The following is a 21,892-nucleotide window of genomic DNA, read 5'->3' on the forward strand; positions in this document are numbered from 1 at the left end:
CGGTGGGCGCTGAGGGATTCGAACCCCCGACCCCCTCGGTGTAAACGAGATGCTCTGAACCAGCTGAGCTAAGCACCCTTTTTTTGTGCATCAAAGTTCTTCGTGTAAACGAGTTGCTCTGATGCTGACGAAACTTTGCTTTTCAGCATGCCGCACTCCCGATAATTATCGGGACGTCGGCAACCAGCTTTGAAGCTAAGCACCCTTTGAATTCGTTCGACCTTCGGACAAAGTCCGTAGCCTTTTTCAAAAGCGAGTGCAAATATAAAGATATTTTATAAATGCACAAGACTTTTTTAAATTAATTCTCTCACCTCGATTTTATCGCCAATCGAGAATGTAGGGCATTGTTTGCCTATCTCCAGTGCCGCTTCAAAACTCTCTGCCTGAATGACATATAAGCCTCCAAAAGCAATTTCTGGATAGGGTATTTCTTTCGTTACTATTTCTCCATCGATCATTTCTAATAGGCAACCTTCGCCATTTAACCCGTAACCATTGATAAATATACCTTTTGAAGCGAGCTCTTGTGCCCATTGGATATGTAATTGAATGATTTCTTTTAATTCGTTGTCTGGTCGTGAGGTGCGAATATCTTCACGAATGATGAGGATGTATTTCTTCATTTTCGTCTAAATAGGGTTTATGGTAAATCAGTTCGTAAATTTTCTCAAAATCCCAGCTGTATAAGTGTTTGCCAAAACTAAAACGGTCTCCTTCATATTCAAACACTATACTATCATCCCGGTGAGAGTGTTGTATGATTTTATCATTGGCGCCGAAACCAAAGTAATCGATAGATTTTCCCTTAAGTGGATGATCTACTGTAGGTTCAGCTTGGTATTTATAGCGAAGATTTTGAATTCTATGAATGTCAAAACTTTGATGTGAGGTATTTTGAAGGTCTTTTTTTTCAATTACAATTTTTCCTTCTCCAATAGCTATTGTCTCGTAGGATACTATTTGCTTTAAAAAAGTGTATGAAATAAAAAAATAAGCACCTGATATAACGAGAAGAATGAGTGAGCCTATGATGTTTTGAAAGCTCAAATTTGGCAATACAAATGTCCAAAAGAAAAAGGCTGTCATTACGAAGTATAGAAGAAATAAGCCTAAAAAAAGTAATTTCCTTTTCTTATAAGTATTCTCTTTGAGATGTAGAATAGTTAAATTCCCCTTTTTTTCAATTTTCATATTCTTTTTTTTAAAGCAGAGCTAAAAACTCATCAAACAAATACCCACTATCGTGCGGTCCTGGGGAACTCTCGGGGTGATATTGCACAGAGAATGCTTTTTTGTCTTTGATGCGAATGCCTTCGATGGTTTCATCATTGAGATTAATATGAGTCACTTCCACATTGGATAGTGATTTTAAAGAATCTCCATCCACTCCGAAACCATGGTTTTGGGAAGTGATTTCACTGGTATTGTTGATTATGTTTTTCACTGGATGATTCAATCCTCTATGTCCATAATGCAGTTTATACGTCTTGGCCCCTGCTGCGAGAGCCAATATCTGCTGACCTAGACAAATGCCGAATACAGGTATATTTTTTTCGAGAATCTCTTTGGTCGTAACCACCGCATAATCCATAGATGCAGGATCCCCAGGACCATTGGATAGAAATATTCCTTGCGGATTCCATGCTAATACTTCACTGAGAGGAGTCTTGGCAGGGAAGACTTTGAGGAAACAATCGCGCTGAACGAAATTGTTTAGGATATTGGTCTTAATCCCATAATCATAAACGGCTATTCTATATTTTCCTTGTGGGTTGCCAAGTTCATAAGTTTCCGAGGTGCAAACTTTACTAGAGAGCTCTTGCCCCTTCATTTTAGGTGCTGCAGCTAATTGTTTTTTGAGTTCTTCTATATTATCGGTTTCAGAGGAAATAATCGCATTCATCGCGCCTTGTTTGCGGATAATCTGAACCAGCTTTCTTGTATCTACTCCTTTTATTGCAGGAACATTATGCGCTGTGAAATAATCATGCAGCGACATAGTGGATTTGTATCTCGATGGTTTATCCGCAAACTCACGACAAATCATTCCGAAGATAGATGTCTTTTTATTTTCTTCATCAGCTTCAAGAGTTCCATAATTTCCTATATGGTTGGAAGTCATCACGAGCATTTGACCATAATAACTAGGATCAGTAAATAACTCCTGATAGCCTGTCATACCTGTATTGAAGCAGAGTTCGCCTACACGAGTCGTGTTCGCACCTACCGATACGCCTTCGAATACATCGCCGTTTTCTAAAACTAAAATTCCCTTATTCAATTTAATTAGTTTGTTTAGTTAATACAGTTTAATTCGCTCATCAACCAATCTTCATATCGTCAAATCATCACATTAATTACATCTTCTCAAACACCACTGCTGTAGCGCCACCGCCACCATTACAGATACCGGCTACTCCATATTTCCCATTTTTATTTTTCAATACAGAAAGTAAGGTACAGGCGATTCTAGCTCCTGAGCCACCAATTGGGTGACCAAGTGCTACTGCTCCTCCATACACATTGACTTTGCTAGCATCGAGTTTTAATTCCTGTAAATTAGCTAGAGCAACTACAGAGAATGCCTCATTAATCTCATAATAATCTATCTGCTCTACTGTCAATCCTGCTTTCTTAATCGCAGCTGGTATAGCTACAGATGGAGAGGTAGTAAACCAATCTGGGTCTTGTTCGCTATCGGCATATCCTACTACTTTTGCTATTGGCTTTAATCCTAAACTTTCCATTTTTGCTTTGCTCATCAGGATCATCACTGCTGCTCCGTCGTTGATTTTAGAAGCGTTGACGGCAGTGACCGTTCCATTTTTATCAAAAGCAGGCTTGACAGTTGTTACTTTATCCCATTTTACATTTTTGTATTCATCATCTTCGGTGACTAGTTTAGGTTCGCCACCTCTTTGTGGGATAGCAACAGGTATCAACTCATCTGCAAAAGCATTTTCGGCATAAGCTGCTTGGGCGCGCTTGTATGATTCTATTGCATAAGCATCCTGATGCTCTCTTGTGATTTCATATTTCGCTGCACAAAGTTCAGCGATATTACCCATCATCCCTTTTTTAAAAGGATCTTGTAAGCCGTCTCGAACAATAGCATCGACGATTTCACCATTACCATAGCGATAACCACCTCTTCCGTTCGGGATATAATAAGGCGCATTGGTCATAGACTCAAAACCACCTACTAAAACGACATCGTAGTTTCCTAGTTGGATAGATTGTGCTCCTAAAGCAATAGATTTCAAACCGGAAGCACATACTTTATTGATGGTCGTGCAGGCCGTTTGGTGAGTCAATCCCGCACCTAAAGCAGCCTGACGCGCTGGCGCTTGTCCATTATTGGCTTGAAGTACATTCCCTAAAATAACCTCTTGGATTTCTTTGGCTTGAATGCAAGACTTTTCCAAAACTCCCTTTATAGCATCAATTCCTAATTCAACACCTGTCTTAGCAGCCAAAGAACCACTAAAAGCACCTATTGGCGTGCGACCATAGGCTACTACATATACTTCGTTCATATAAAATGGTTTATTAATTTTTTTGTGGCACAAATGTACATTAAAATTTTTATCCGAATATTTTCATAGAGAGGATTAAAATTTTAATGGGAATGCAACCATGCTGCTTAAGTAATTCATAATTAAATGGTTAAAGATAGCTAGATAGGTTCAAGTCCTTGGGGCAATTATTAAGATTGTGGATAAGTTTTAGTTCCTTATTTTTCAATCAAATAAGCGCCATTTTTTGGCAATGTGGATTTTTATATTTGTCCCAAGTCAAAATAATGAACTACTTTAGTATTAGATTTTTTACACCACTTATTTTTCGCGACTTATAGATATGCAGCGCACGATTGCACACATGGATTTAGACACCTTTTTCGTCTCGGTAGAGCGGAAAAATCAGCCGCAGCTGATAGGGAAGCCTGTGCTGGTAGGTGGCACGAGTGACCGCGGTGTGGTGGCATCCTGTAGCTACGAAGCGCGCAGTTATGGCATACATTCGGGCATGTCTATGAAGCTCGCTCGCCAGCTCTGTCCAGAAGCTATGATCGTGCGTGGAGATCACGAGCAGTACAGTTATTACTCCAATATCATTACGGATATCATCCGCGAGCGCGTACCGCTCTACGAAAAGACTTCGATCGATGAATTTTATATAGACCTCACGGGGATGGACCGCTTTTTTGGTTGTTTCAAATATGCGACCGAACTCCGCTCTACCATTATGAAAGAAACGGCTCTCCCCATATCCCTAGCTATGTCGTGCAATAAGACGGTGGCTAAGATAGGCACGGGACAGGCCAAACCCAATGGTCAGCTAGAGATAGCCGTGGGCAATGAAAAAGAATTTTTAGCCCCTCTGTCTATTCGTAAAATACCTATGGTGGGTGAGAAGACCTATAGTCTGCTTCGCAATATGGGTATAGAGAAAATCAAGACAATTCAGGAAATGCCGCTGGAAATCATGCAGCGTGTCTTGGGAGAAAATGGTGCGGCGATATGGCGAAAAGCCAATGGTATAGACCATTCGCCGCTAGTACCCTACAGTGAAAATAAATCTATATCGACGGAGACGACCTTTGATAAAGATACCATAGATGTGCACTACCTCCAGCAGGTCCTAACCAATATGACAGAGAGTCTCGCTTACCAGCTGCGAAGCAAGAAAAAACTAACCGCCTGCGTCACCATCAAAATTCGCTATTCGGACTTCAATACCTATACCATGCAGTGCAAGGTTCCCTATACGGCGATGGATCACGTGCTCATAGACAAGGTCAAGACCTTGTTTCATAAATTATTTCAAAAGCGACTCTTGATACGATTGATTGGGATTCGATTTAGCCACTTGGTGCAGGGTTCGTATCAGTTTGACCTCTTCGATGATATGACCGAAAAAGTGATGCTCTATAGTGCTATGGACAAGCTCCGCGACCGCTTCGGAGAAAATATCATCCAACGCGCTTCGATAGTAGGAATGAAAAAACGAGAGTTTTTAAATCCGTTTAAGGGGTAGAAATAGTGGGAAGTTGAAAGTAGAAAGTGGTCGGTAGTTGTGGGTAGAGAGTTTTGAATGGTTTTAACCGCTAGATTTTATTTAATCAAAGTATGTGTTTATTAAGTGTTTTGTATAAAGTAACAGGCAACTTTTGAGGTTGGTTCAAAAAATACTTTTAGATTTCCGTCACACCAGAAGTTTAAGTTTTTAAATATATTTTCATAGTAATCATCGTCACTTTTAAAGTTTTTTTCCTTTGCAGTTATAGGTGCATTACTCATTAGTTGGCAAATGAATCTCATCTTCTTTTTAGATTTTGGACAAGTAGGAACGTCTGAAGATTGTGTCCAATGAGGTTTCCCTGTAATAGCTATAACCTCAAATTCGTTCTCATCATTTATTCCGTTAAATGGTTTTAATGAGAAGTTTGCTCTATTGTAAACCACATACGACTCTTTAGTTAGTTCATCGTAAGCACTTGTAACTGCTGCTGAGTTTGTTGGATAAATCAGTTCGGGTTCATTTGATTTTTCGTAGTCTAAGAAAATGTAGTCAAAGTCTGTAAATATTGGACAAATTAAATGTAATGGAAATGGTAACCATTCAAATTGTCTGTCTGCATTGTTAATTATCCCTAAATACTGAAATCCACCTAAAAATTGGTTATTAGGAATTTTGAATCCTGATGGTATTTCTCCGCCAATCTGGTGCAATCCTTTATTGTCTTGAACAAATTCAAATTGCTGGGTCTTATTAAATAGTTTTTTGATAAAATCCACTTTTTTATTTTATGTAGTATACCTTATAAAGGTTCACTACAAATATACAAAACAATCTAGAATTTTTGAAACTACTTAGTTTTCAATATACGATTTAAAAAACGTTCTCTTCTTTACTGAGATGGCCTCACTTACTACTGCTATTTTTAAATGCTCTTGGTCTTTTTCATTCGCATAGTGAAGTTGAAATAAATCGTAGACAGAGAGACCTTGCTGTGGTCTATCCATTAAGGAGAATTCGTCACCGACTTCTACGGAACCTTCTTCTAAAATACTCAAGTAACTCCCTGCGAAACCGCGCTCGATAAATTGTTTGATGATAGCTTGGGTTCCGAATTTATGTCCGAGTTTATAACAAGGCTCTCGTGAATGAGATATTTGACCCAAGGCATTCCCGATTCTATAAATGTCTCCGAGATATACTTTTCTTTCATCAAAATCTGATAGCGTTAGATTTTCCCCAAACATCCCCCAGTTCCAATTTAGGTTTGGATACAAACCCTTCCAATATGGATATTGTTCTTTTGAAAAAATATAACAAGCTTTAAAATGTCCTCCATGATGCACTCGGTCCGAAATTTCATCATTTAAGACATCGGTTTTGGACAGAAATATGGGCTCATCACTGGGTAATTTATAAATACCGGTGACTACTTCTTTCTCATTCCATAAAAAGGTGGTGGGTTTGGCTAAGTTGGTGGAGACTATTTTCATTTAGGGTTGTTATTAATAGGACAACGATTTTTTTTTATTAGTTTTTATTGAATGATTTTGAGAATCCATTGAATACAATCATTCGGTTCTACTATACTCCACGAATGCGGATGTCGATTCCCTTCGAGGCGATAACCCTTTTGATAGGCATTAATAAATTCTGCTCGCTTATTTCCGTTGTCCCTGAGCCATTGTATCATAGCTGTTTGATCTAGAGCATTGAGGTCATACATATCGACGTTTCGATTTTCCATCCACCAGTTAGGGTCTACATCTCCATAAATTCTCAATGGTGTTTTTAAAAGATATTTTGCATTGCCGCCATCGGATGAGAAACTTGTAAAAGGCGAATAATATTCATATCTATTTTTAGCGGTTTCAGGTGTGCCTTGACAATACTTTTCCAATTCTCTCATTCCGTATGCGGGTTCATTTTGGCTCGGGTTTTTATTGAGTTTACGCTTAAAATTGGCATAGACATTTTTCAAATCACACGGGCCATCGCAGTTAAAAATGGCTACTGGTTTTATTACCGTTTTACTTGAATCTTGATTGGAAAATTCGGCATATCGCATACTGAAAATACCACCCATGGACCAACCTCCTAGAACAAATTTTTCTCGTGGTAAATCGTATTCTTGAATAGCTTTGGTTATCATGGTATTCATTATACTCAATGCCTCATCGGTTAAAGTCAGTCTTTGGTTGATGGAAAGTGCTATCACCGCTAGATGATTCTGGTGGGCTAACTCGCAGAATAGACTCATGCTGCTGAAAATGTATTCTGTAGTTGTCCAAGTGCCAGGCAATAATACGATAACTCCTTGAATACTGTCTGCTGGAATTATGGCATCATAGAAAAGATTTTGTTGATTGTTATCACCGACATAGATGTTTGTAGAGTCTCCAGTTGATACTATCGTTCGTTTCCATAGTTTTAATAATTGGTTATTGAGAAATAGGGGCTCTCCGTACCTAAAATTTCCTGATAGTTTTCTATCTTTCCAGAAAGTGAAACTGCCCTGTCCATGTGGCTTACCATCTTTCATTTCACCGATATATTTACTTGTTTCTTTACCTGCGGTGAAACCAATCATAGTGCCTAATCCCGAAGCCAAGCCATTCGTACATCCTCCAGACCAGGAAACACTATCTTCGGAAAATGTGTGTTTAAACCATACGGTACATTTAGAGCGAGGGTCTTGTATAAAATTACCTTCCGTTTCTTGACTGTGAGCGGATACACAAAGAATGATGGTTGTTATTGTCAAAGAATATCTCAATCTCATTTGAGGTTGTTTTATTAGGGTTTAATCTCTATGTTAGCGCCAATTTTTACAGCTTTGTATAATTCATCCATTTCATCATTCGTAACTCGAATGCAGCCATCCGTATAGAACCAAGTGTGAAATATATCGAAAGGACCTAGTTCTGTTCCTGTTCCGTGAATCTTAATATCACCACCAGTGCTTTTACCTAGTTTTTTAGCATTTGCTCTATCATCAGCATTTGGATAGGATATACCTAGGTTTTTATGATACCGACTGTGCGGGTTTTTATTGAATATCATATAGTGTCCTTCTGGGGTTTTCTGATCTCCCTCTGTTTCTTTTTTGCCAAGGGTATTTTTACCTATGGCTATAGAATAGGTTTTTAAAAGATATTCTTTTGAGAATACGTGCATTGTTCTATCTGATTTATCCACTATTATTCTATCTATTTTTGAATCTGGAGGAATCGGAAAATGAGTTACTGATCTGTAGATAATCAGTGTCATAATCATTGTAAAGGCAATCAATAATACTCGTATAAAATGTTTCAAAAGTCTTATATGAATTTTTTCATTCAAAACTAACTAAATTTGAACTGAAATATAAAAAAAAACTGATTAAACACTGACTACCGACGGCTAACTACTGACTTCTGAATTATGTGTTATACCATTAAGCAAACTGCCAACGAACGCCTCTTAGAAGGGAGATTTCGCGCACGGGTTAAGTATCCACCTCAGCTGGAGCAGATAGAAAAGTCTTCTGGCTTTGCTTTTCCTTTAGTGCCTATTATCACAAACAAAGAAACAGAGAGTATTCAATTATTTCATTGGGGATTGATACCTCACTGGGCTAAGGATAAGGAGATACGTAAAAACACCTTGAATGCTCGAATAGAAACTATCGAAGAAAAACCTAGTTTTCGTTCCTATACAACAAATCGTTGTCTGGTGTTAATTGACGGCTTCTACGAATATCAATGGCAAGACCCGAAAGGGAAGGTCAAAAAACTTTTTCTCATGACCATGCCTGATGGAGAACCATTTGCCCTAGGCGGTTTGTATAGCGTCTGGACTGATACCACTACAGGAGAGCTTATTCCTAGCTTTACCATTCTGACTATGGAAGCGAATGAGCAGATGGCAGTCATACACAATACCAAGAAACGAATGCCGTTGATATTGACAAAAGAGAATGAAATGGATTGGCTGGAGGGGAAGTTAGATGATACCTTATTTAATGGGAATTTAATCACAACAGAACTTTAACTGATATGTTGAGAGGATATTTATTAGGATACGTTTTATTATGTTTTTCTTGTCACGAAAGCAGACCTATTGAATATGTTGAATTTACTTCACCTCAGCCGCAAGGTAAAAAAGATTTGGCCACTATTCCGAAAAGGCTTCAAGGTTATTATTCAAATTTGACTGATTATATTGATCTTGAGATTACGAGTTATCATGTTATCAAACACCATATAGGAAAAGATACTATTGATTTACGAGATAGTATATTTGAATTGGCAGAGATAATTGGTGACACGTTGTATGATAAAGAGTCATCTATGAAATTTAAATTTAGGCGGCTGGGAGATAGCTTTATATCAGATTTTCACTATATTTATATTGACACAATTTTTGATTTAAATAAAGGAGACAAACTTAGAAAGATGAAAGGTTATTTTTTTTTGAATCAAAAATATGGCGATAGTTCTTGGGGTGTGAGAAAATTGTCCTTAAAGAAAGGTTTATTAAACATAAGTCAAATAAGCAGCGAAGAGGAGATTAACTTATTGCAGACTATCACCGAGACTAAACAAGATTTCATTCGACCCTTTAAAGCCAACCCAAGTAAAAAACAGTTTAGAGAATTCATTAAGAAAAATGAATTTGCCAAAGGAGAGAGTTATATAAAGAAATAGTTAATTTATTATTTTGATTCTCGATTGAAATAAAATTATGGCTATCATTCCCCATAAAATTTATCCTTGTTCCAATTGAGAGGATTGGTGCGAATGTAATTTTGAATATTTATAAAAGATGTATAATCTCGAATTACGTGGTCGTGAAATCGCGATTGCCATCCAAATTCAATACCCAGTCTTTTGCAGTGTTTGGTTACAGCAGATTTGTAGGAACCTATAACAGATGATATTGTGTTTTTACCCTGATTTTGAAATCGTTTTTTGCCAGGGGATAAATCATCCCCATGCGGTAGAGACAAGGCATGCCTTGTCTCATTGTTTTGTTGATCAGACAGGGTATGCCCCGTCTGTGCATTTTGTTCATTAGACAAGGCGTGCCTTGTCTCTACCGTATTGGTATCATTGCCGTGCAATATCAATATCCCATGAATGTGATTTGGCATGACCACAAATTCGTCTATTTCTATATTCTGTGCATGATTTTTTATTTCGTACCATAGAATATTGGCAATAATTCCAATATTGGATAAAACCATTTGATCGTCTATTATTTCGCCAAAATAATGGGCACGATTGCGGGTACAAATTGTTATGAAATACGCCCCATCCCATGCATAATCCCAATTTTGCCATCGAGCAGAAGGGATTCTATATTTGTCTTGGTATTTTTCCACAGTGATTTATAGTCTTAATCTTAAACCAAATATAGCTAAAAATTAATTTCCTTATTATACATTATCCCTATTCACCGTTTCCAATCGTTGCATTTCCTTTACATCAATATAAATAAAATCAAATTCTATGACAACCTTTCCGCGTAGTCGATAACAGCCATTGCCCCGAAATGGAAATGCAGCAGCGGATGGTGGGAAGTGAACGGTGTCTATCCAGTCGCCATCTTGGTCGATAAAGGTTCCGAAATACATTTTATTGCCTTGGTGTGTGCTACTGCGTTTCACAGCAGCCAGATAACCTATAATGACAACTTCTTTATGTAAATAGTTCTTTAAATCTCGCGCCAAGAAATTATCCTGCAGTGGATTTTTTAGCAACTGAAAAGGTGAACAAAGAGGAAACCCTAATAGCTCTATTTCATCCAAGGCATCGTCCAGCCAATGATGCTCTAGCTTGGGGAATTGATAGTCTATAACTTCTTTTTTAAATAACTCATTGGAGTGTATCTCTTGTTTGGGATTAATTTCTAAATGCGCCTGCCAGAGCAGTTCTTTTTTATTTTTTCCAGAAAATCGGAAGGCACCTATTCGAATGAGAAGTATAATCTGTTCTAGCGAAATTTTTACTCGAGCGATAAAGTCTGTCAAATTTTCAAAGTCCGCTTTTTTTCTTTCTTCTAAAATTGAACGCACCGTATTGGCTTCGAGGTTTTGAATCATTTGGAATCCAAGAAAGATATTCTTGCCATGAATAGTGGTCATCACATGGCTTTGATTGATACAGGGTGCTTCAATATGACCACCATGCATGCGAGCCTCATGCACATAAATCTCTGTCCGATAGTAGCCTCCGCCATTATTGAGGGTAGCTACCATATATTCTAGAGGATAATAAGCTTTGAGGTAGAGGGCTTGAAAACTCTCCACGGCATAGCTGGCGGAGTGTGCTTTAGAAAAAGCATAATTCGCAAAACTTTCTATCTGAAACCAAATGTCTTGTATCGTTTTCTGTTGATAGCCTTTTTGTATACAATTATGGAAGAAATTTTCTTTAACTTTATGAAATTCATTTCGCTGTTTAAACTTCCAACTCATGCCTCTGCGGAGATAATCAGCTTCAGCTAGAGTCAATCCTGCAAAATAATGTGCGACTTTGATAACATCCTCTTGGTAAACCATAACTCCATAGGTTTCTTCTAAGATTTCATAGAGATGTGGAATCGCTTTCTTTGCCTTCTCCCTTTTTACGGGGTCTCTAAAGCGCTGAATATATTCTGCCATCATTCCGCTCTTACTTACTCCTGGACGTATGATAGAACTCGCAGCTACTAACCTCAAATAATCATCCGCTTGGAGCTTGGTAAGGAGCATGCGCATAGCAGGAGATTCGATATAAAAGCAACCTATGCATTTTCCTTGTCGGAGTAAATCCTTGACGAGTTCATCTTCTTTATATTTCGCTACCTGATGTATGTCGATGTCTATACCCCTAGTCATAGCCAATATATCGACAGTTTCTTTGATTTTTGCGAGTCCTCGCTGACTGAGAATGTCAAATTTTGCCAAACCAATATCCTCAGCTTCTAACATGCTGAAGTGTGTGGTAGGATAACCCTTAGGGGGCATAAATGTAGCCGTAAAGCTATGGATAGGTTCTTCAGATATGATGATACCACTAGCATGAATACTAAGATGGCTTGGGAATCCTGCTATCAGCTGACTATATTGAAGCACCAATTGACTCATAGAATCCAGTTGCTGTATGTCTTTCTCACGTTGAAGTTTATCAATTTCATGTGCTGGTAAACCAAAAACCTTTCCCAATTCACGTATGACGGCATCTTTCTGAAAGGTATTATAGCTGCCGAGTAAAGCGGTATGTTCGTATCCAAATCGATGGAAGATATATTCTGTCATATCATCTCGATCTGTCCATGAAAAGTCGATGTCAAAGTCTGGTGGGTTATTCCGAAAGGGATTGATAAATCGCTCGAAGTATAAATCGAGTTCGATAGGATCTACATCCGTTATCCGCAAAAGATAAGCCACCAGACTATTGGCTCCACTGCCTCTACCCACGTAGAAATAATCCTTGGACCTCGCATAGCTTACAATATCCCAGTTGATAAGGAAATAGGATGCAAACTTCATGGTTTGAATGACAGACAATTCCTTTTCCATTCGTTGCGTGATTTCATCCGTGACCTCTGAATAGCGGTAGGGAAGACCTTCTATACATAATTGTCGAAGCATTTGATTATCTTCATCATAGCTGGTTGTGTAGAATCGTTTGTTTTTAAAACTCATCTTGCCCATTTCGATTTCAACCTTTGATTCGTTCAGCAGATTCAACGTATTTTCTATAATAATGGGATAGTCTTTAAAAATTTCTTTGAGTACGGATACTTTTAAGATTAATTCTTCTATGCTGGCTTGATCATGAGGTTCCAAGCGACTTAAAAGCATGTTTTTATCGATAGCACGCAATAAACGATGGGCATTAAAGTCTCTTTTTTGTAAAAAACTCAGCGGCTGCAAAATGATGCATTTCTCTATATTTAAACTTTTGTATAAAAAAGGAAGTTTTGATACTTCTTTTGCCGAAATGCCAATATATTCATAGTCTTTCAGCTTATGACCTAAATACTTACTTAAAGGATAAATTACATTGACATGCTTAAAATTTGGAGCTATTTTTGGAAACTCTTGGTCTTTGTGTAAAAATTCTGACAAATGTCGATTGAGTTCGAGATACCCCATATTATTTTTAGCTATTCCTATATAACACTGCTCTATACCATTTCGAAAATCGATACCAAGGCTAAGTTGAATACCTAATTCCTCAGCTAATCGAATAGAATCTATGGACGCAGATGTATTATTGATATCCGTTAAGGCAATCGACTCATATCCGTTTTGTTTTGCAGCCTCTAACAACTGACTTGGCGATAGTGTGCCATAACCAAGACTAAAATAGGTATGAGTGCAGAGAAGCATGAAGTAAACAATGAATTTTGGATATGAAAAGCGGATGAATTATCTTTGTAAATATAAACAAAGATTATGATAAAACGACTGACATTATACTTGTTTCTTATTAGTCTAATAGCTTGCGGTAAAGAAGAAGACAATTGTTCTTATTCATCTGAATTCTGTAATTCTATAGAATATGCTGATTATGCAACCGCTTCAACTTATATGAACAATTTTTTAGTGACTTTAGACGCTAATCTATCAGATGAAGCTAAAATAAATTTACTCGAAAACTGGCTCAAATGCAAGCCTTGTGTGAGGCTTATAGAAAATCCATGTATTTCTTGTATGTTTTCAAATCCCCCACAAAGTTATATAGAAATAAATGTTTTAGTCAAGGGACAGATTGTTAAGAATACAATTTATATATTAATGAGCAAAACTCCAATTGGCAGAATTAGCGAATGATACAAAAAAATCCCCTTACTTTCGTAAGGGGATTCTAAAAATCAATAAAATACTTGGAGAATTATCCTTCTAAGCTCTTTAAATATGATTGAGTATACGCAGCTTTGAGTCGCTGATTTCTAGAAGCAACAGACTTTTTTGTAAAATGTTGTCTAGCACGCAATTTTTTTACAGTTCCGGTTTGGTCGAACTTTTTCTTGTACTTTTTAAGCAACTTATCTATTGAGTCTGCTTCTCTTGAATCTATGATTAACATATATAATTACCTCCTTTTTTTATAAGCCTGCAAATATAAGAAGTTTTTAGTTTTCAGTTAAAAGTTTTTTAAAAAGTCACAGTAGTCAGGCACAGTAATAATCTCGAAATTTATACTGCGACTTATTACTGCATTCTGCGCACTCAATTTATTTAAGTAATTCTCTAGCGATAACCAATTTTTGAATTTCAGAAGTTCCTTCTCCTATCGTACAGAGCTTAATATCTCTGTAATGTTTCTCAACAGGAAATTCTTTGATATAACCATATCCACCAAATATTTGCACTGCTTCATTACAAACCTTGCATCCAATCTCACTCGCGTAGTATTTCGCTATAGCAGATTCTTTGGTAATTTTCAGTCCACGGGCTTTCATGTCTGCACATTGATAAATTAAGAGTTCCGCCGCTTCTATCTGTGTAGCCATATCAGCTAATTTAAAGGCTATTGCTTGGTTCTGTGCGATAGGCTTGCCGAATTGCTGTCTTTCTTTACTGTATTTCACAGAGGCTTCAAATGCTCCTTTAGCAATACCTAAAGCAAGAGAAGCAATAGAAATACGCCCTCCATCTAAGATTTTCATGGCTTGGATAAATCCTTCTCCTACTTTTCCTAATACGGCATCTTTTGATACAATACAGTTATCAAATATAACCTCTCCAGTCTCTGAAGCACGCATCCCCAGCTTATCCTCTTTTTTGCCACATTTTAAGCCAGGATTGCCACGTTCTACGATAAATGCAGTCATGCCATGACTATCTAAAAGCTCTCCAGTTCTGACGATGACTACCATCACATCACCTGTCAAGCCATGAGTGATAAAGGTTTTAGTGCCATTGATAATCCAATTGTCACCGTCTTGTTTAGCTGTACATAGCATACGCATAGCATCAGAGCCCGTATTTGGTTCAGTCAAGCCCCATGCACCTATGAACTCACCACTGGCTAGTTTGGGGCTGTATTTTCTTCGTTGCTCTTCATTTCCAAATTGAAATAAGTGCATAGAACACAGAGAGTTGTGCGCGGCATAGGATAGACCCACAGAACCACAAACCTTAGAAAGTTCCTCAATAGCTACAATATATTCTTCATATCCCATACCAGCTCCACCATATTCTTCTGGGATCAGTATGCCCATAAAGCCTAGTTCTCCCAATTTTTTAAATACATGTGTAGGGAATTCCTGAGTTTCATCCCACTCTTTGTAGAATGGTAAAACTTCCTTTTTGGCAAACTCAGCAATGGTCGATCGTACTAAATTTTGATTTTCTGAATGACTAAAATTCATAACTATATTTATTTACTATTAATAATTTACTAAGATTCAGTTCTTTCAAGGCTGCCTCTCTGAGCTCTGGCCACTACCAATACACTAATTTCAAATAAAATAAAAAGTGGAATAGCTACCATGATTTGACTAAAAATATCGGGTGAAGGCGTAATGGCTGCTGCAGCCACCAATATTGCTATATATAAATGCTTGCGATAGGTATGCATGAAATCGGTTGTTAATATTCCCATTTTAGATAAAAAATAAGCTATAATAGGCAGTTCAAACATAATTCCTGTCCATAAGACCGTATCGGATAAATTTTCAAAATAGTTGGAAATATTAGGCATATTGACAATATCATTACTCACCGTATACCCTGTTAAAAAGATAAGCGTAATAGGAAAAATGATAAAATAACCGAAGGCTGAACCTAGCAAAAATAATAAAAACCCAAACCCTAACAACACCTGTGCATAGTTGCGTTCAGATTTATGTAGAGCAGGTAAGATAAACAACCATATTTCCCAAAGGAAATAAGGAACGGAAGCCATGACACCTAGCATAAAAGCCGTTTTGATATGTAGGAAAAACTGTCCTGCTATTTCAGTATTGATAAGTTTTACAGGGATTTCAGTTACACAAAAATCTTTAGCTAATTTACATAAGACTTTGTAAGACCAAAAGTTAACATCTAAAGGACCAAAAATTATATCCTCAAATACAAACTTACTAAAGACAAAGATAAGTATGGTGACGATAAGTAAGAAAATAACGGAACGAAGAATATGAAATCGCAATTCTTCAATGTGTTCGAAAAAATTCATTTCCTTCACCCCTCGCGATGATTTTATAGGTTTATTGACAGACTTGATTAAGATTTTCTAGACCTTTTCCAAAATCCTTACCTAGAAAGAATTTCATCATGGTATATCTATAACCATCAAGAAACTTCGCTGCAATAGGATTGTTAACTCCAGTAACCTCTATTGTCCACGTTACAGCAGTTCCATTTTCTACAGGTATAAAGCGAAAAGAGCCTTTAGCTGGTAACTGATTTTCATAATTTAGTAGGGTTTCAATTTCGCTATTAGCTTCATAATCTGTAATCGTTAATTTGCCATATCCCACCCTTTTGTTACCTTCCCAGCTATACCAGGCATTCTTACCTTGTGTATTCTCGCTATAAATCATTTTTATATTTGGGTCATATGCTCTCCAAGGACTCCATTGTTCCCAATTTTTTAAATCAATCACCATTGAAAATACCTTTTCTGGATTCGCTGAAATTGTTTTGGTAACAGAAAATTCACTTTCTCTCGGTAAAAAGAACCCAACAGTAATCATTCCAAGCAAAAAAATTCCTAATAAGGAAACAAAGGATTTAAATACACTTCCCATTTGTAATAAGAGTTTGGGCAAATGTACAATTGTTTTATTAAATAAAACCAAGCCAAAACTTAAAATTAGTAAAGACCACTATGCGAGATATTTAAACCAATTTACTAAAATAAATGTCTTAAAATTGAGTTTTAAATTTCAGTTTTATATAAAAATCTTATATTTGTCCAAAAGATATCACTTAAATAACTACAATATGTTAAGAATTATTTTGTGTGTATTGTTTTTCACTGGTTTAGCAATGCCTTCGTATTCTCAAAAAGGAAAAACAAGCCCTGCCAATGCCCCTCAACTCGACCAGAAAAAATTAGCCAAAGCTAATGCACTTATCGGTCAGGCGATGAAAGAAAAAGATAAAGGAAAGCAAGGAGAAATGCTCAATAGTGCTCTAGAACTCTATCGTGAGATGAAAATGCAGAAAGAGGGCAATCTGGCTATAGGAGATGCCTTTTATAATAAGGGAGATTTGAAAGCTGCTGACAGATATTATGCAAAGGGCGGCAAGGAGAATAAAACGGAAACCAAGGATAAAGTGGGGAAAGCATATCTAGAAGAAGCATTTAAAGAAACGGATCCTAAACTGCAGAAGAAAGCATTTGATAATGCTTTTAAAGCACTTTCTAAAGCATATAATCCTGCAGAAGCCAATAGACTAATAGGGAATGAATTTTTTGATTTAGGGATGGATTATTATCCACAAGCTTTAGATTACTATCAAAAAGCAGGCTACAATGAAGGTATCTTTCTTATTGGAGATTTGTACGCTGCTAAACCAGAAAATATTGAGCAAGCCGCAGCTACCTATATAATAACTAAGCAAAGAGACGGCTATAAAAAAGCAGGTGATTTGTATTACAATAAAGGTGATTTGGTAAAAGCTATGGAGTATTACGCTACAGGTGGAGTTATCGAAGGGTATCAAAAATTTGCAGTTGAGTTAAAAAAAGCAGATAAAATTAAAGAGTACAATCAGGTAGTGGAAATTATTACCGATACCCTCAAAAAGCGCAATGACAATGACGCAGTTAGTGAATACGCAGTACAAGCAGAAAGGGATAACAATTATGTCTTAGCTTCTAGTTTATATGGTAAATTAGGAAATACTAAGCTAGAGAAGCAATATGCTGCTTATAATCACATGATGGGATTAGAAGTAATCCCAGCTAAAGAGATTTTCAAAGCGAATGGCAATGAAGATATTGCAGAAGATATAGACAAAAATATAAAAGCGTTGACTGATATGCAGCAAAGCTTATTTGTGTTAAGAGAATTGGAAAAAAATGTTCCCAAAGTGGCCTCTAAAATTAATCCGCATAGTGGTGAGTTAGAGTTTGATAAAAATGACTTAAAATTAAGGTCTCAACATTATGGTAATCCTTCCACTCAAAAATCTATAGCGGACGTAGTCTATGGTGTGAGTGCAAATTACGCTAAATTGAAAGGGAATGCCAAACTACTAGGACTGGTCAGAGAAGCTATGTTGAAGTTTAAACCAGTTAAAAATATATTAGATAATTATGATTTTACTAAAAAAATCATACCTATAAATATTACCCCAGCTGCAGTAACATTCTAGGGAAGATATTATTTTTGAGGTGGATATTTGGGATTTTCTAGCTCGAAATACTACCAGTTCAAAATTGCAATTTAAAAAATGGCTCGATATTACATCGGGTCATTTTTCATTTAAGGACTCAACTCATAGTGAAATAAGTCAGGTAAAGCGCATAGTAAGAAGTGCTCAAGAAGTCTATAGTGAATCAGGAAGAATATTAATATTGCTATCGAGTCATCAATATTTTAGCAATGAATTAGACCAATATATACCGCTTTTCTTATCTCCGGTCCATTTGGAATGGAGAAAAAAGGAGCAAGAACTGCATTGGGAACAAATAGGTACTTATTTTATAAATCCTAGTTTATATTCTGGTTATATAGAATTAACAATCCATGAGTTAGATAGCTGGATAAATAGTCAAACACATATAGATCCATCGAAAATTATTAGCGGAGTATCAGCTTTATACTTTGATTTAAATCATAAGGCTTACCTACAAAAAGATTTGGAATTAGTACAGTCAAATCGATTGACAAGTAGAGCCTTGCAAGACTTGTTCAATGATGAGATTTACAAATTTAATTCGGCCCCATCACCGGACTTTTTATCTATTATTCATGGTTTACCAATTGATAATAGTCAGGCTAAGGCTATGACATTGGCACACAATAATTCTTGTCATATTTCAGGACCGCCTGGCACAGGTAAAAGCCAAACTATACTCAATCTTGCCATTCAAGAAGTGTTGGCTGGTAAACGTGTTGCCATTTTATCTCAAAAGAAGGCAGCTCTTGATGTTCTTCTACAAAGATTTGATAGATTAGATTTGAATAGTTTGGTGTTAAATTTATTGGATGATACAAATATTCATAGTTTTTATCGGAGTATAGAAACAAGATTAGAAAAGCTATTGACAAAGGGTGATCATAGTTCTAACGAAAATTTTAATTATACTTATTTCAAACATTGTGTTCGAACTATAGAGGATTACTTCACCGCAGTTCAACAATTGAGAAAAAAAGAGAATAAAAAGATAAATGATTATGAGCTTGAAAACGATATTCATTCTTATGCGTTGTTAAATGTATTTTTTCCTAGACAAGACTTCATTCAAATTTCTCCAAAGGATATTATTCAGAAAGTGATTCAAACTCAGGAATTATTAAAAGGTCTAAATCTCTTGCTAGACCATACTCTCGGTTTACTAGCCACATTAGAACAACCTTTAAATATAGTTACGCAGTTCAATTTCGACATATTAAGAAAACTGGTTAAGCATAAAAAACTACCCAAGAAAGTGGCGCAGATGGAGCTTAAAATCAAAAGGCATTTGGCGTCTAAACCAAGAGAAAATTTCTTGGTAAAAATTCAGAAAGATAAATTAAGCTACTATCTTGAACATCTAAAGGAAGATAGGTTTTGGAAAAATTGGTTTAAGCCAAAAGCAAAAGAAATTGAAGGTGAAATTTTAAAAATCAACAAAGATTGGCATGCGCTCAAAATATGGAATAAAATAGAATACGTAACGTCGGCATTAGAGTACATAGCATGGGAAGAAGAATACCAAAGACTCAATTTAGAAGATCGAAATCAAAGACAAGAAACTTTGGCAGGCAGCGAAAGTGAAAACTTGAAATATGTTTTAAATAAACTTAATGCAAATTTACCGTCTTGGTCATTTGTATCAGCAAACTGGTTAAGCAAAAATGATTTTCAAGAGAAAAAATGGAGAGAGCTGATTCAGAATGTAAAATGGATACTTCAAAAAAATCCTAATCTTACCTCTTGGAGTGTACAACAGTTTTTAGAACTGGATTGGAGTTCTGAAAGACCTATGGAGAATTATTTATGGGAGAAATTATGTAGCCTGGATTTTAAAAATTTGAGAGAATGGGAACAATTCAGGTATAATACGAAGGAATCTCCACAGCAATATCCAGTGCTTAAGAATTATAATGTCAGAGAACTTATTCGAATGCGAAACTTTGTTCGAAGCAATTACACTAATTTTATGAATTATCAGCTAGTATCTGCTTTGGAAGGCTATCAACGAGAAAATGAAGAGTACTTTCACTCTGTATTGAATACAAGAAAAAAAGAGACAAAGATAAAACGTGATACCTGGAAAAAATCCATTCAATTTATACAAAAGAAATGGTCTAGCAAGCGAATGAAGCCAACTCTGTTTCAAGCTATATCTAAATTAGATATCGATTTTTTACTGTGGTTAAAACCAATAACCATATCAAGTTTAGATAAAATGTCTAAGTTTTTTCCTTTAAGACCAGAGTTGTTTGATGTTGTTATCATGGACGAGGCTAGTCAAATTGAATTATTAGATAGTATTCCTGCTTTAATTCGAGCCAAAAAGGTGATAGTTGTTGGTGACGGTCAGCAACTGACCCCGACAAGATTTTTTAAGTACCACAATTACAGTTTAGAATCTCCACATGAGAGTTTATTGGAATTAGCTGAAGAAAAGTTGCCTTCCATCCAACTAAATTATCAATATAGAGCTAAGTATCGAGAGTTGATTTATTTTTCAAATTATCATTTTTATTCTAATTTATTAAATACAACAAATTCTTCTTCAAATCAAGCTGTACAGCGAATTTATCTTTCAGATGGAATCTACAAAAATCGCAAAAACGATCAGGAGGCTGAGAAAATCGTTGAGAGTATAATGGAACAAATGATATCCTTCGGGAATTCTAAATCCATTGGTGTCATTACCTTTTCAATACAGCAGAAAGAAGCTATTCTTTCAAAAATAGAAGAGAAAATAGTTTCAAGTCCTCAATTTAATAAACTCATTCTAGATTTAGATAGAACCTTAGAACCATTCTTTGTGAAAAGTATAGAACAGGTTCAGGGAGACGAGCGAGATATCATTCTTATAAGTTCAGGCTATGGAAAAAACGAAAATGGCAAAATTTATCATTTCTTTGGACCTATTTTAATGCATAAAGGAGAGAATAGACTAAATGTACTTATGTCTAGAGCTCGTGAAAAAATAGTGTTCGTCACATCGCTGATGAGTTCAGATATAACCTTAAGTAATACTTCAAATCATGGATTAAGGCTATTTAGAGAACTGCTTACTTATATTGAAAATCCCATTATAAGCTATACTCCTAGAATGAAAAATGATAAAAATTATTGGGAGTATCTTATCAATCCGTTTAGGAAATAGCTAATTTAGGTCTTGCTGAATAACGTAAAAATAGTTGAATGATATAGATTTATAAAGTAAAACTCTGAATTTAAGTGCAAGGACTATTAACGATTTTACTAGGGTTTGACCAGAATAAGTATGCATTTTAACCAAAAAATATTTGACTACTCAGAAACGCACCAACTACTTCGCCATCTGCACCTCGCAGTATTATTATACAGCGTCAGCTTGATGGCTCGTATTTGGCACATTTCTGAGTTATTCAGCAAGCCCTAATTTCCGTTGAACCCGAATCTTGCAGTTCAAAGTTATTGAACTGCAGACCGACGAAGAAAATCTAAACATCTAAGTAGTATGATATGGAAGATTTTCTTGTTGGGGTTAACCCTGACATCCTGACGAGT

Annotated in this window: 20 protein-coding genes and 1 tRNA gene; 6 read left to right on the forward strand and 15 right to left on the reverse strand. The window is 36.3% G+C overall.

What is annotated here, in order from left to right:
• Positions 1-3: 3 nt before the first annotated feature.
• From JNL75_07695 to JNL75_07715, 5 genes are all read right to left on the reverse strand, one after another.
• A tRNA-Val gene (locus tag JNL75_07695) sits at positions 4-78 on the reverse strand.
• A gap of 218 nt (positions 79-296) precedes the next feature.
• On the reverse strand, positions 297-626 hold the full coding sequence (locus JNL75_07700; GenBank protein ID MBL7789690.1) for a hypothetical protein: 330 nt from the start codon (positions 624-626) through the stop codon (positions 297-299).
• Positions 598-1,194, reverse strand: a complete 597-nt coding sequence (locus JNL75_07705; protein MBL7789691.1) for a hypothetical protein — start codon at positions 1,192-1,194, stop codon at positions 598-600. The genes JNL75_07700 and JNL75_07705 overlap by 29 nt, the downstream gene beginning before the upstream one ends.
• A gap of 10 nt (positions 1,195-1,204) precedes the next feature.
• Complete coding sequence (gene carA, locus JNL75_07710; protein MBL7789692.1) at positions 1,205-2,290, reverse strand: glutamine-hydrolyzing carbamoyl-phosphate synthase small subunit; 1,086 nt, start codon at positions 2,288-2,290, stop codon at positions 1,205-1,207.
• A gap of 70 nt (positions 2,291-2,360) precedes the next feature.
• Positions 2,361-3,539, reverse strand: coding sequence for an acetyl-CoA C-acyltransferase (locus tag JNL75_07715; GenBank protein MBL7789693.1), 1,179 nt, complete (start codon positions 3,537-3,539; stop codon positions 2,361-2,363).
• A gap of 322 nt (positions 3,540-3,861) precedes the next feature.
• Between JNL75_07715 and dinB the strand changes: the two genes are divergently transcribed.
• Entirely contained in the window at positions 3,862-5,040 is a 1,179-nt protein-coding gene (gene dinB / locus JNL75_07720; protein MBL7789694.1) for a DNA polymerase IV, read from the forward strand.
• 101 nt (positions 5,041-5,141) lie between these two features.
• Here dinB and JNL75_07725 read toward each other — a convergent pair whose 3' ends face one another.
• The 4 genes from JNL75_07725 to JNL75_07740 form a co-directional block, all read right to left on the reverse strand.
• A complete protein-coding gene (locus JNL75_07725) occupies positions 5,142-5,801 on the reverse strand; it encodes a hypothetical protein (GenBank protein MBL7789695.1) in 660 nt (219 codons plus the stop codon).
• Positions 5,802-5,876: 75 nt separating this feature from the next.
• Entirely contained in the window at positions 5,877-6,515 is a 639-nt protein-coding gene (locus tag JNL75_07730; GenBank protein ID MBL7789696.1) for an MOSC domain-containing protein, read from the reverse strand.
• A 44-nt stretch (positions 6,516-6,559) separates the two neighbouring features.
• Positions 6,560-7,804, reverse strand: a complete 1,245-nt coding sequence (locus JNL75_07735) for a hypothetical protein (GenBank protein ID MBL7789697.1) — start codon at positions 7,802-7,804, stop codon at positions 6,560-6,562.
• 14 nt (positions 7,805-7,818) lie between these two features.
• Positions 7,819-8,292 (reverse strand): L,D-transpeptidase family protein, encoded by a 474-nt coding sequence (locus JNL75_07740; protein MBL7789698.1) that lies wholly within the window; start codon positions 8,290-8,292, stop codon positions 7,819-7,821.
• Between the two features lie 153 nt (positions 8,293-8,445).
• Between JNL75_07740 and JNL75_07745 the strand changes: the two genes are divergently transcribed.
• Both JNL75_07745 and JNL75_07750 read left to right on the forward strand, forming a co-directional pair.
• Positions 8,446-9,054, forward strand: coding sequence for an SOS response-associated peptidase (locus JNL75_07745; protein ID MBL7789699.1), 609 nt, complete (start codon positions 8,446-8,448; stop codon positions 9,052-9,054).
• A 5-nt stretch (positions 9,055-9,059) separates the two neighbouring features.
• Positions 9,060-9,710 (forward strand): hypothetical protein, encoded by a 651-nt coding sequence (locus JNL75_07750; protein ID MBL7789700.1) that lies wholly within the window; start codon positions 9,060-9,062, stop codon positions 9,708-9,710.
• Positions 9,711-9,754: 44 nt separating this feature from the next.
• On the opposite strand, the gene JNL75_07755 is transcribed toward JNL75_07750, so the two are convergent.
• Both JNL75_07755 and JNL75_07760 read right to left on the reverse strand, forming a co-directional pair.
• A complete protein-coding gene (locus JNL75_07755) occupies positions 9,755-10,387 on the reverse strand; it encodes a hypothetical protein (protein MBL7789701.1) in 633 nt (210 codons plus the stop codon).
• 54 nt (positions 10,388-10,441) lie between these two features.
• Complete coding sequence (locus JNL75_07760; protein MBL7789702.1) at positions 10,442-13,384, reverse strand: DNA polymerase III subunit alpha; 2,943 nt, start codon at positions 13,382-13,384, stop codon at positions 10,442-10,444.
• A gap of 66 nt (positions 13,385-13,450) precedes the next feature.
• On the opposite strand from JNL75_07760, the gene JNL75_07765 reads away from it, so the two are divergent.
• A complete protein-coding gene (locus tag JNL75_07765) occupies positions 13,451-13,828 on the forward strand; it encodes a hypothetical protein (GenBank protein ID MBL7789703.1) in 378 nt (125 codons plus the stop codon).
• 61 nt (positions 13,829-13,889) lie between these two features.
• Here the strand turns inward: JNL75_07765 and JNL75_07770 are convergent, their stop codons facing one another.
• From JNL75_07770 to JNL75_07785, 4 genes are all read right to left on the reverse strand, one after another.
• Entirely contained in the window at positions 13,890-14,084 is a 195-nt protein-coding gene (locus tag JNL75_07770) for a 30S ribosomal protein S21 (protein MBL7789704.1), read from the reverse strand.
• Between the two features lie 148 nt (positions 14,085-14,232).
• Positions 14,233-15,372, reverse strand: a complete 1,140-nt coding sequence (locus JNL75_07775) for an acyl-CoA dehydrogenase family protein (GenBank protein ID MBL7789705.1) — start codon at positions 15,370-15,372, stop codon at positions 14,233-14,235.
• A gap of 29 nt (positions 15,373-15,401) precedes the next feature.
• The gene (gene tatC, locus JNL75_07780) at positions 15,402-16,181 is read right to left on the reverse strand and encodes a twin-arginine translocase subunit TatC (GenBank protein MBL7789706.1); all 780 of its coding nucleotides are present in this window, start codon (positions 16,179-16,181) and stop codon (positions 15,402-15,404) included.
• A gap of 31 nt (positions 16,182-16,212) precedes the next feature.
• The gene (locus JNL75_07785) at positions 16,213-16,776 is read right to left on the reverse strand and encodes an SRPBCC family protein (GenBank protein MBL7789707.1); all 564 of its coding nucleotides are present in this window, start codon (positions 16,774-16,776) and stop codon (positions 16,213-16,215) included.
• Between the two features lie 175 nt (positions 16,777-16,951).
• Here JNL75_07785 and JNL75_07790 point away from each other — a divergent pair, with 175 nt between their 5' ends.
• Both JNL75_07790 and JNL75_07795 read left to right on the forward strand, forming a co-directional pair.
• The gene (locus tag JNL75_07790; GenBank protein MBL7789708.1) at positions 16,952-18,331 is read left to right on the forward strand and encodes a hypothetical protein; all 1,380 of its coding nucleotides are present in this window, start codon (positions 16,952-16,954) and stop codon (positions 18,329-18,331) included.
• Between the two features lie 19 nt (positions 18,332-18,350).
• Positions 18,351-21,506, forward strand: coding sequence for a hypothetical protein (locus JNL75_07795; GenBank protein ID MBL7789709.1), 3,156 nt, complete (start codon positions 18,351-18,353; stop codon positions 21,504-21,506).
• Positions 21,507-21,892 lie beyond the last annotated feature (386 nt).

This window comes from Chitinophagales bacterium (assembly GCA_016787225.1).
GTDB lineage: Bacteria > Bacteroidota > Bacteroidia > Chitinophagales > JADJOU01 > CHPMRC01.

Coding starts and splice junctions, on each gene's coding strand:
- JNL75_07700 (MBL7789690.1), bottom strand. CDS start 626: ATGAAGAAATACATCCTCATCATTCGTGAAGATATTCGCACCTCACGA.
- JNL75_07705 (MBL7789691.1), bottom strand. CDS start 1,194: ATGAAAATTGAAAAAAAGGGGAATTTAACTATTCTACATCTCAAAGAG.
- JNL75_07715 (MBL7789693.1), bottom strand. CDS start 3,539: ATGAACGAAGTATATGTAGTAGCCTATGGTCGCACGCCAATAGGTGCT.
- dinB (MBL7789694.1), top strand. CDS start 3,862: ATGCAGCGCACGATTGCACACATGGATTTAGACACCTTTTTCGTCTCG.
- JNL75_07730 (MBL7789696.1), bottom strand. CDS start 6,515: ATGAAAATAGTCTCCACCAACTTAGCCAAACCCACCACCTTTTTATGG.
- JNL75_07735 (MBL7789697.1), bottom strand. CDS start 7,804: ATGAGATTGAGATATTCTTTGACAATAACAACCATCATTCTTTGTGTA.
- JNL75_07740 (MBL7789698.1), bottom strand. CDS start 8,292: ATGACACTGATTATCTACAGATCAGTAACTCATTTTCCGATTCCTCCA.
- JNL75_07745 (MBL7789699.1), top strand. CDS start 8,446: ATGTGTTATACCATTAAGCAAACTGCCAACGAACGCCTCTTAGAAGGG.
- JNL75_07750 (MBL7789700.1), top strand. CDS start 9,060: ATGTTGAGAGGATATTTATTAGGATACGTTTTATTATGTTTTTCTTGT.
- JNL75_07760 (MBL7789702.1), bottom strand. CDS start 13,384: ATGCTTCTCTGCACTCATACCTATTTTAGTCTTGGTTATGGCACACTA.
- JNL75_07765 (MBL7789703.1), top strand. CDS start 13,451: ATGATAAAACGACTGACATTATACTTGTTTCTTATTAGTCTAATAGCT.
- JNL75_07770 (MBL7789704.1), bottom strand. CDS start 14,084: ATGTTAATCATAGATTCAAGAGAAGCAGACTCAATAGATAAGTTGCTT.
- JNL75_07775 (MBL7789705.1), bottom strand. CDS start 15,372: ATGAATTTTAGTCATTCAGAAAATCAAAATTTAGTACGATCGACCATT.
- tatC (MBL7789706.1), bottom strand. CDS start 16,181: ATGAATTTTTTCGAACACATTGAAGAATTGCGATTTCATATTCTTCGT.
- JNL75_07790 (MBL7789708.1), top strand. CDS start 16,952: ATGTTAAGAATTATTTTGTGTGTATTGTTTTTCACTGGTTTAGCAATG.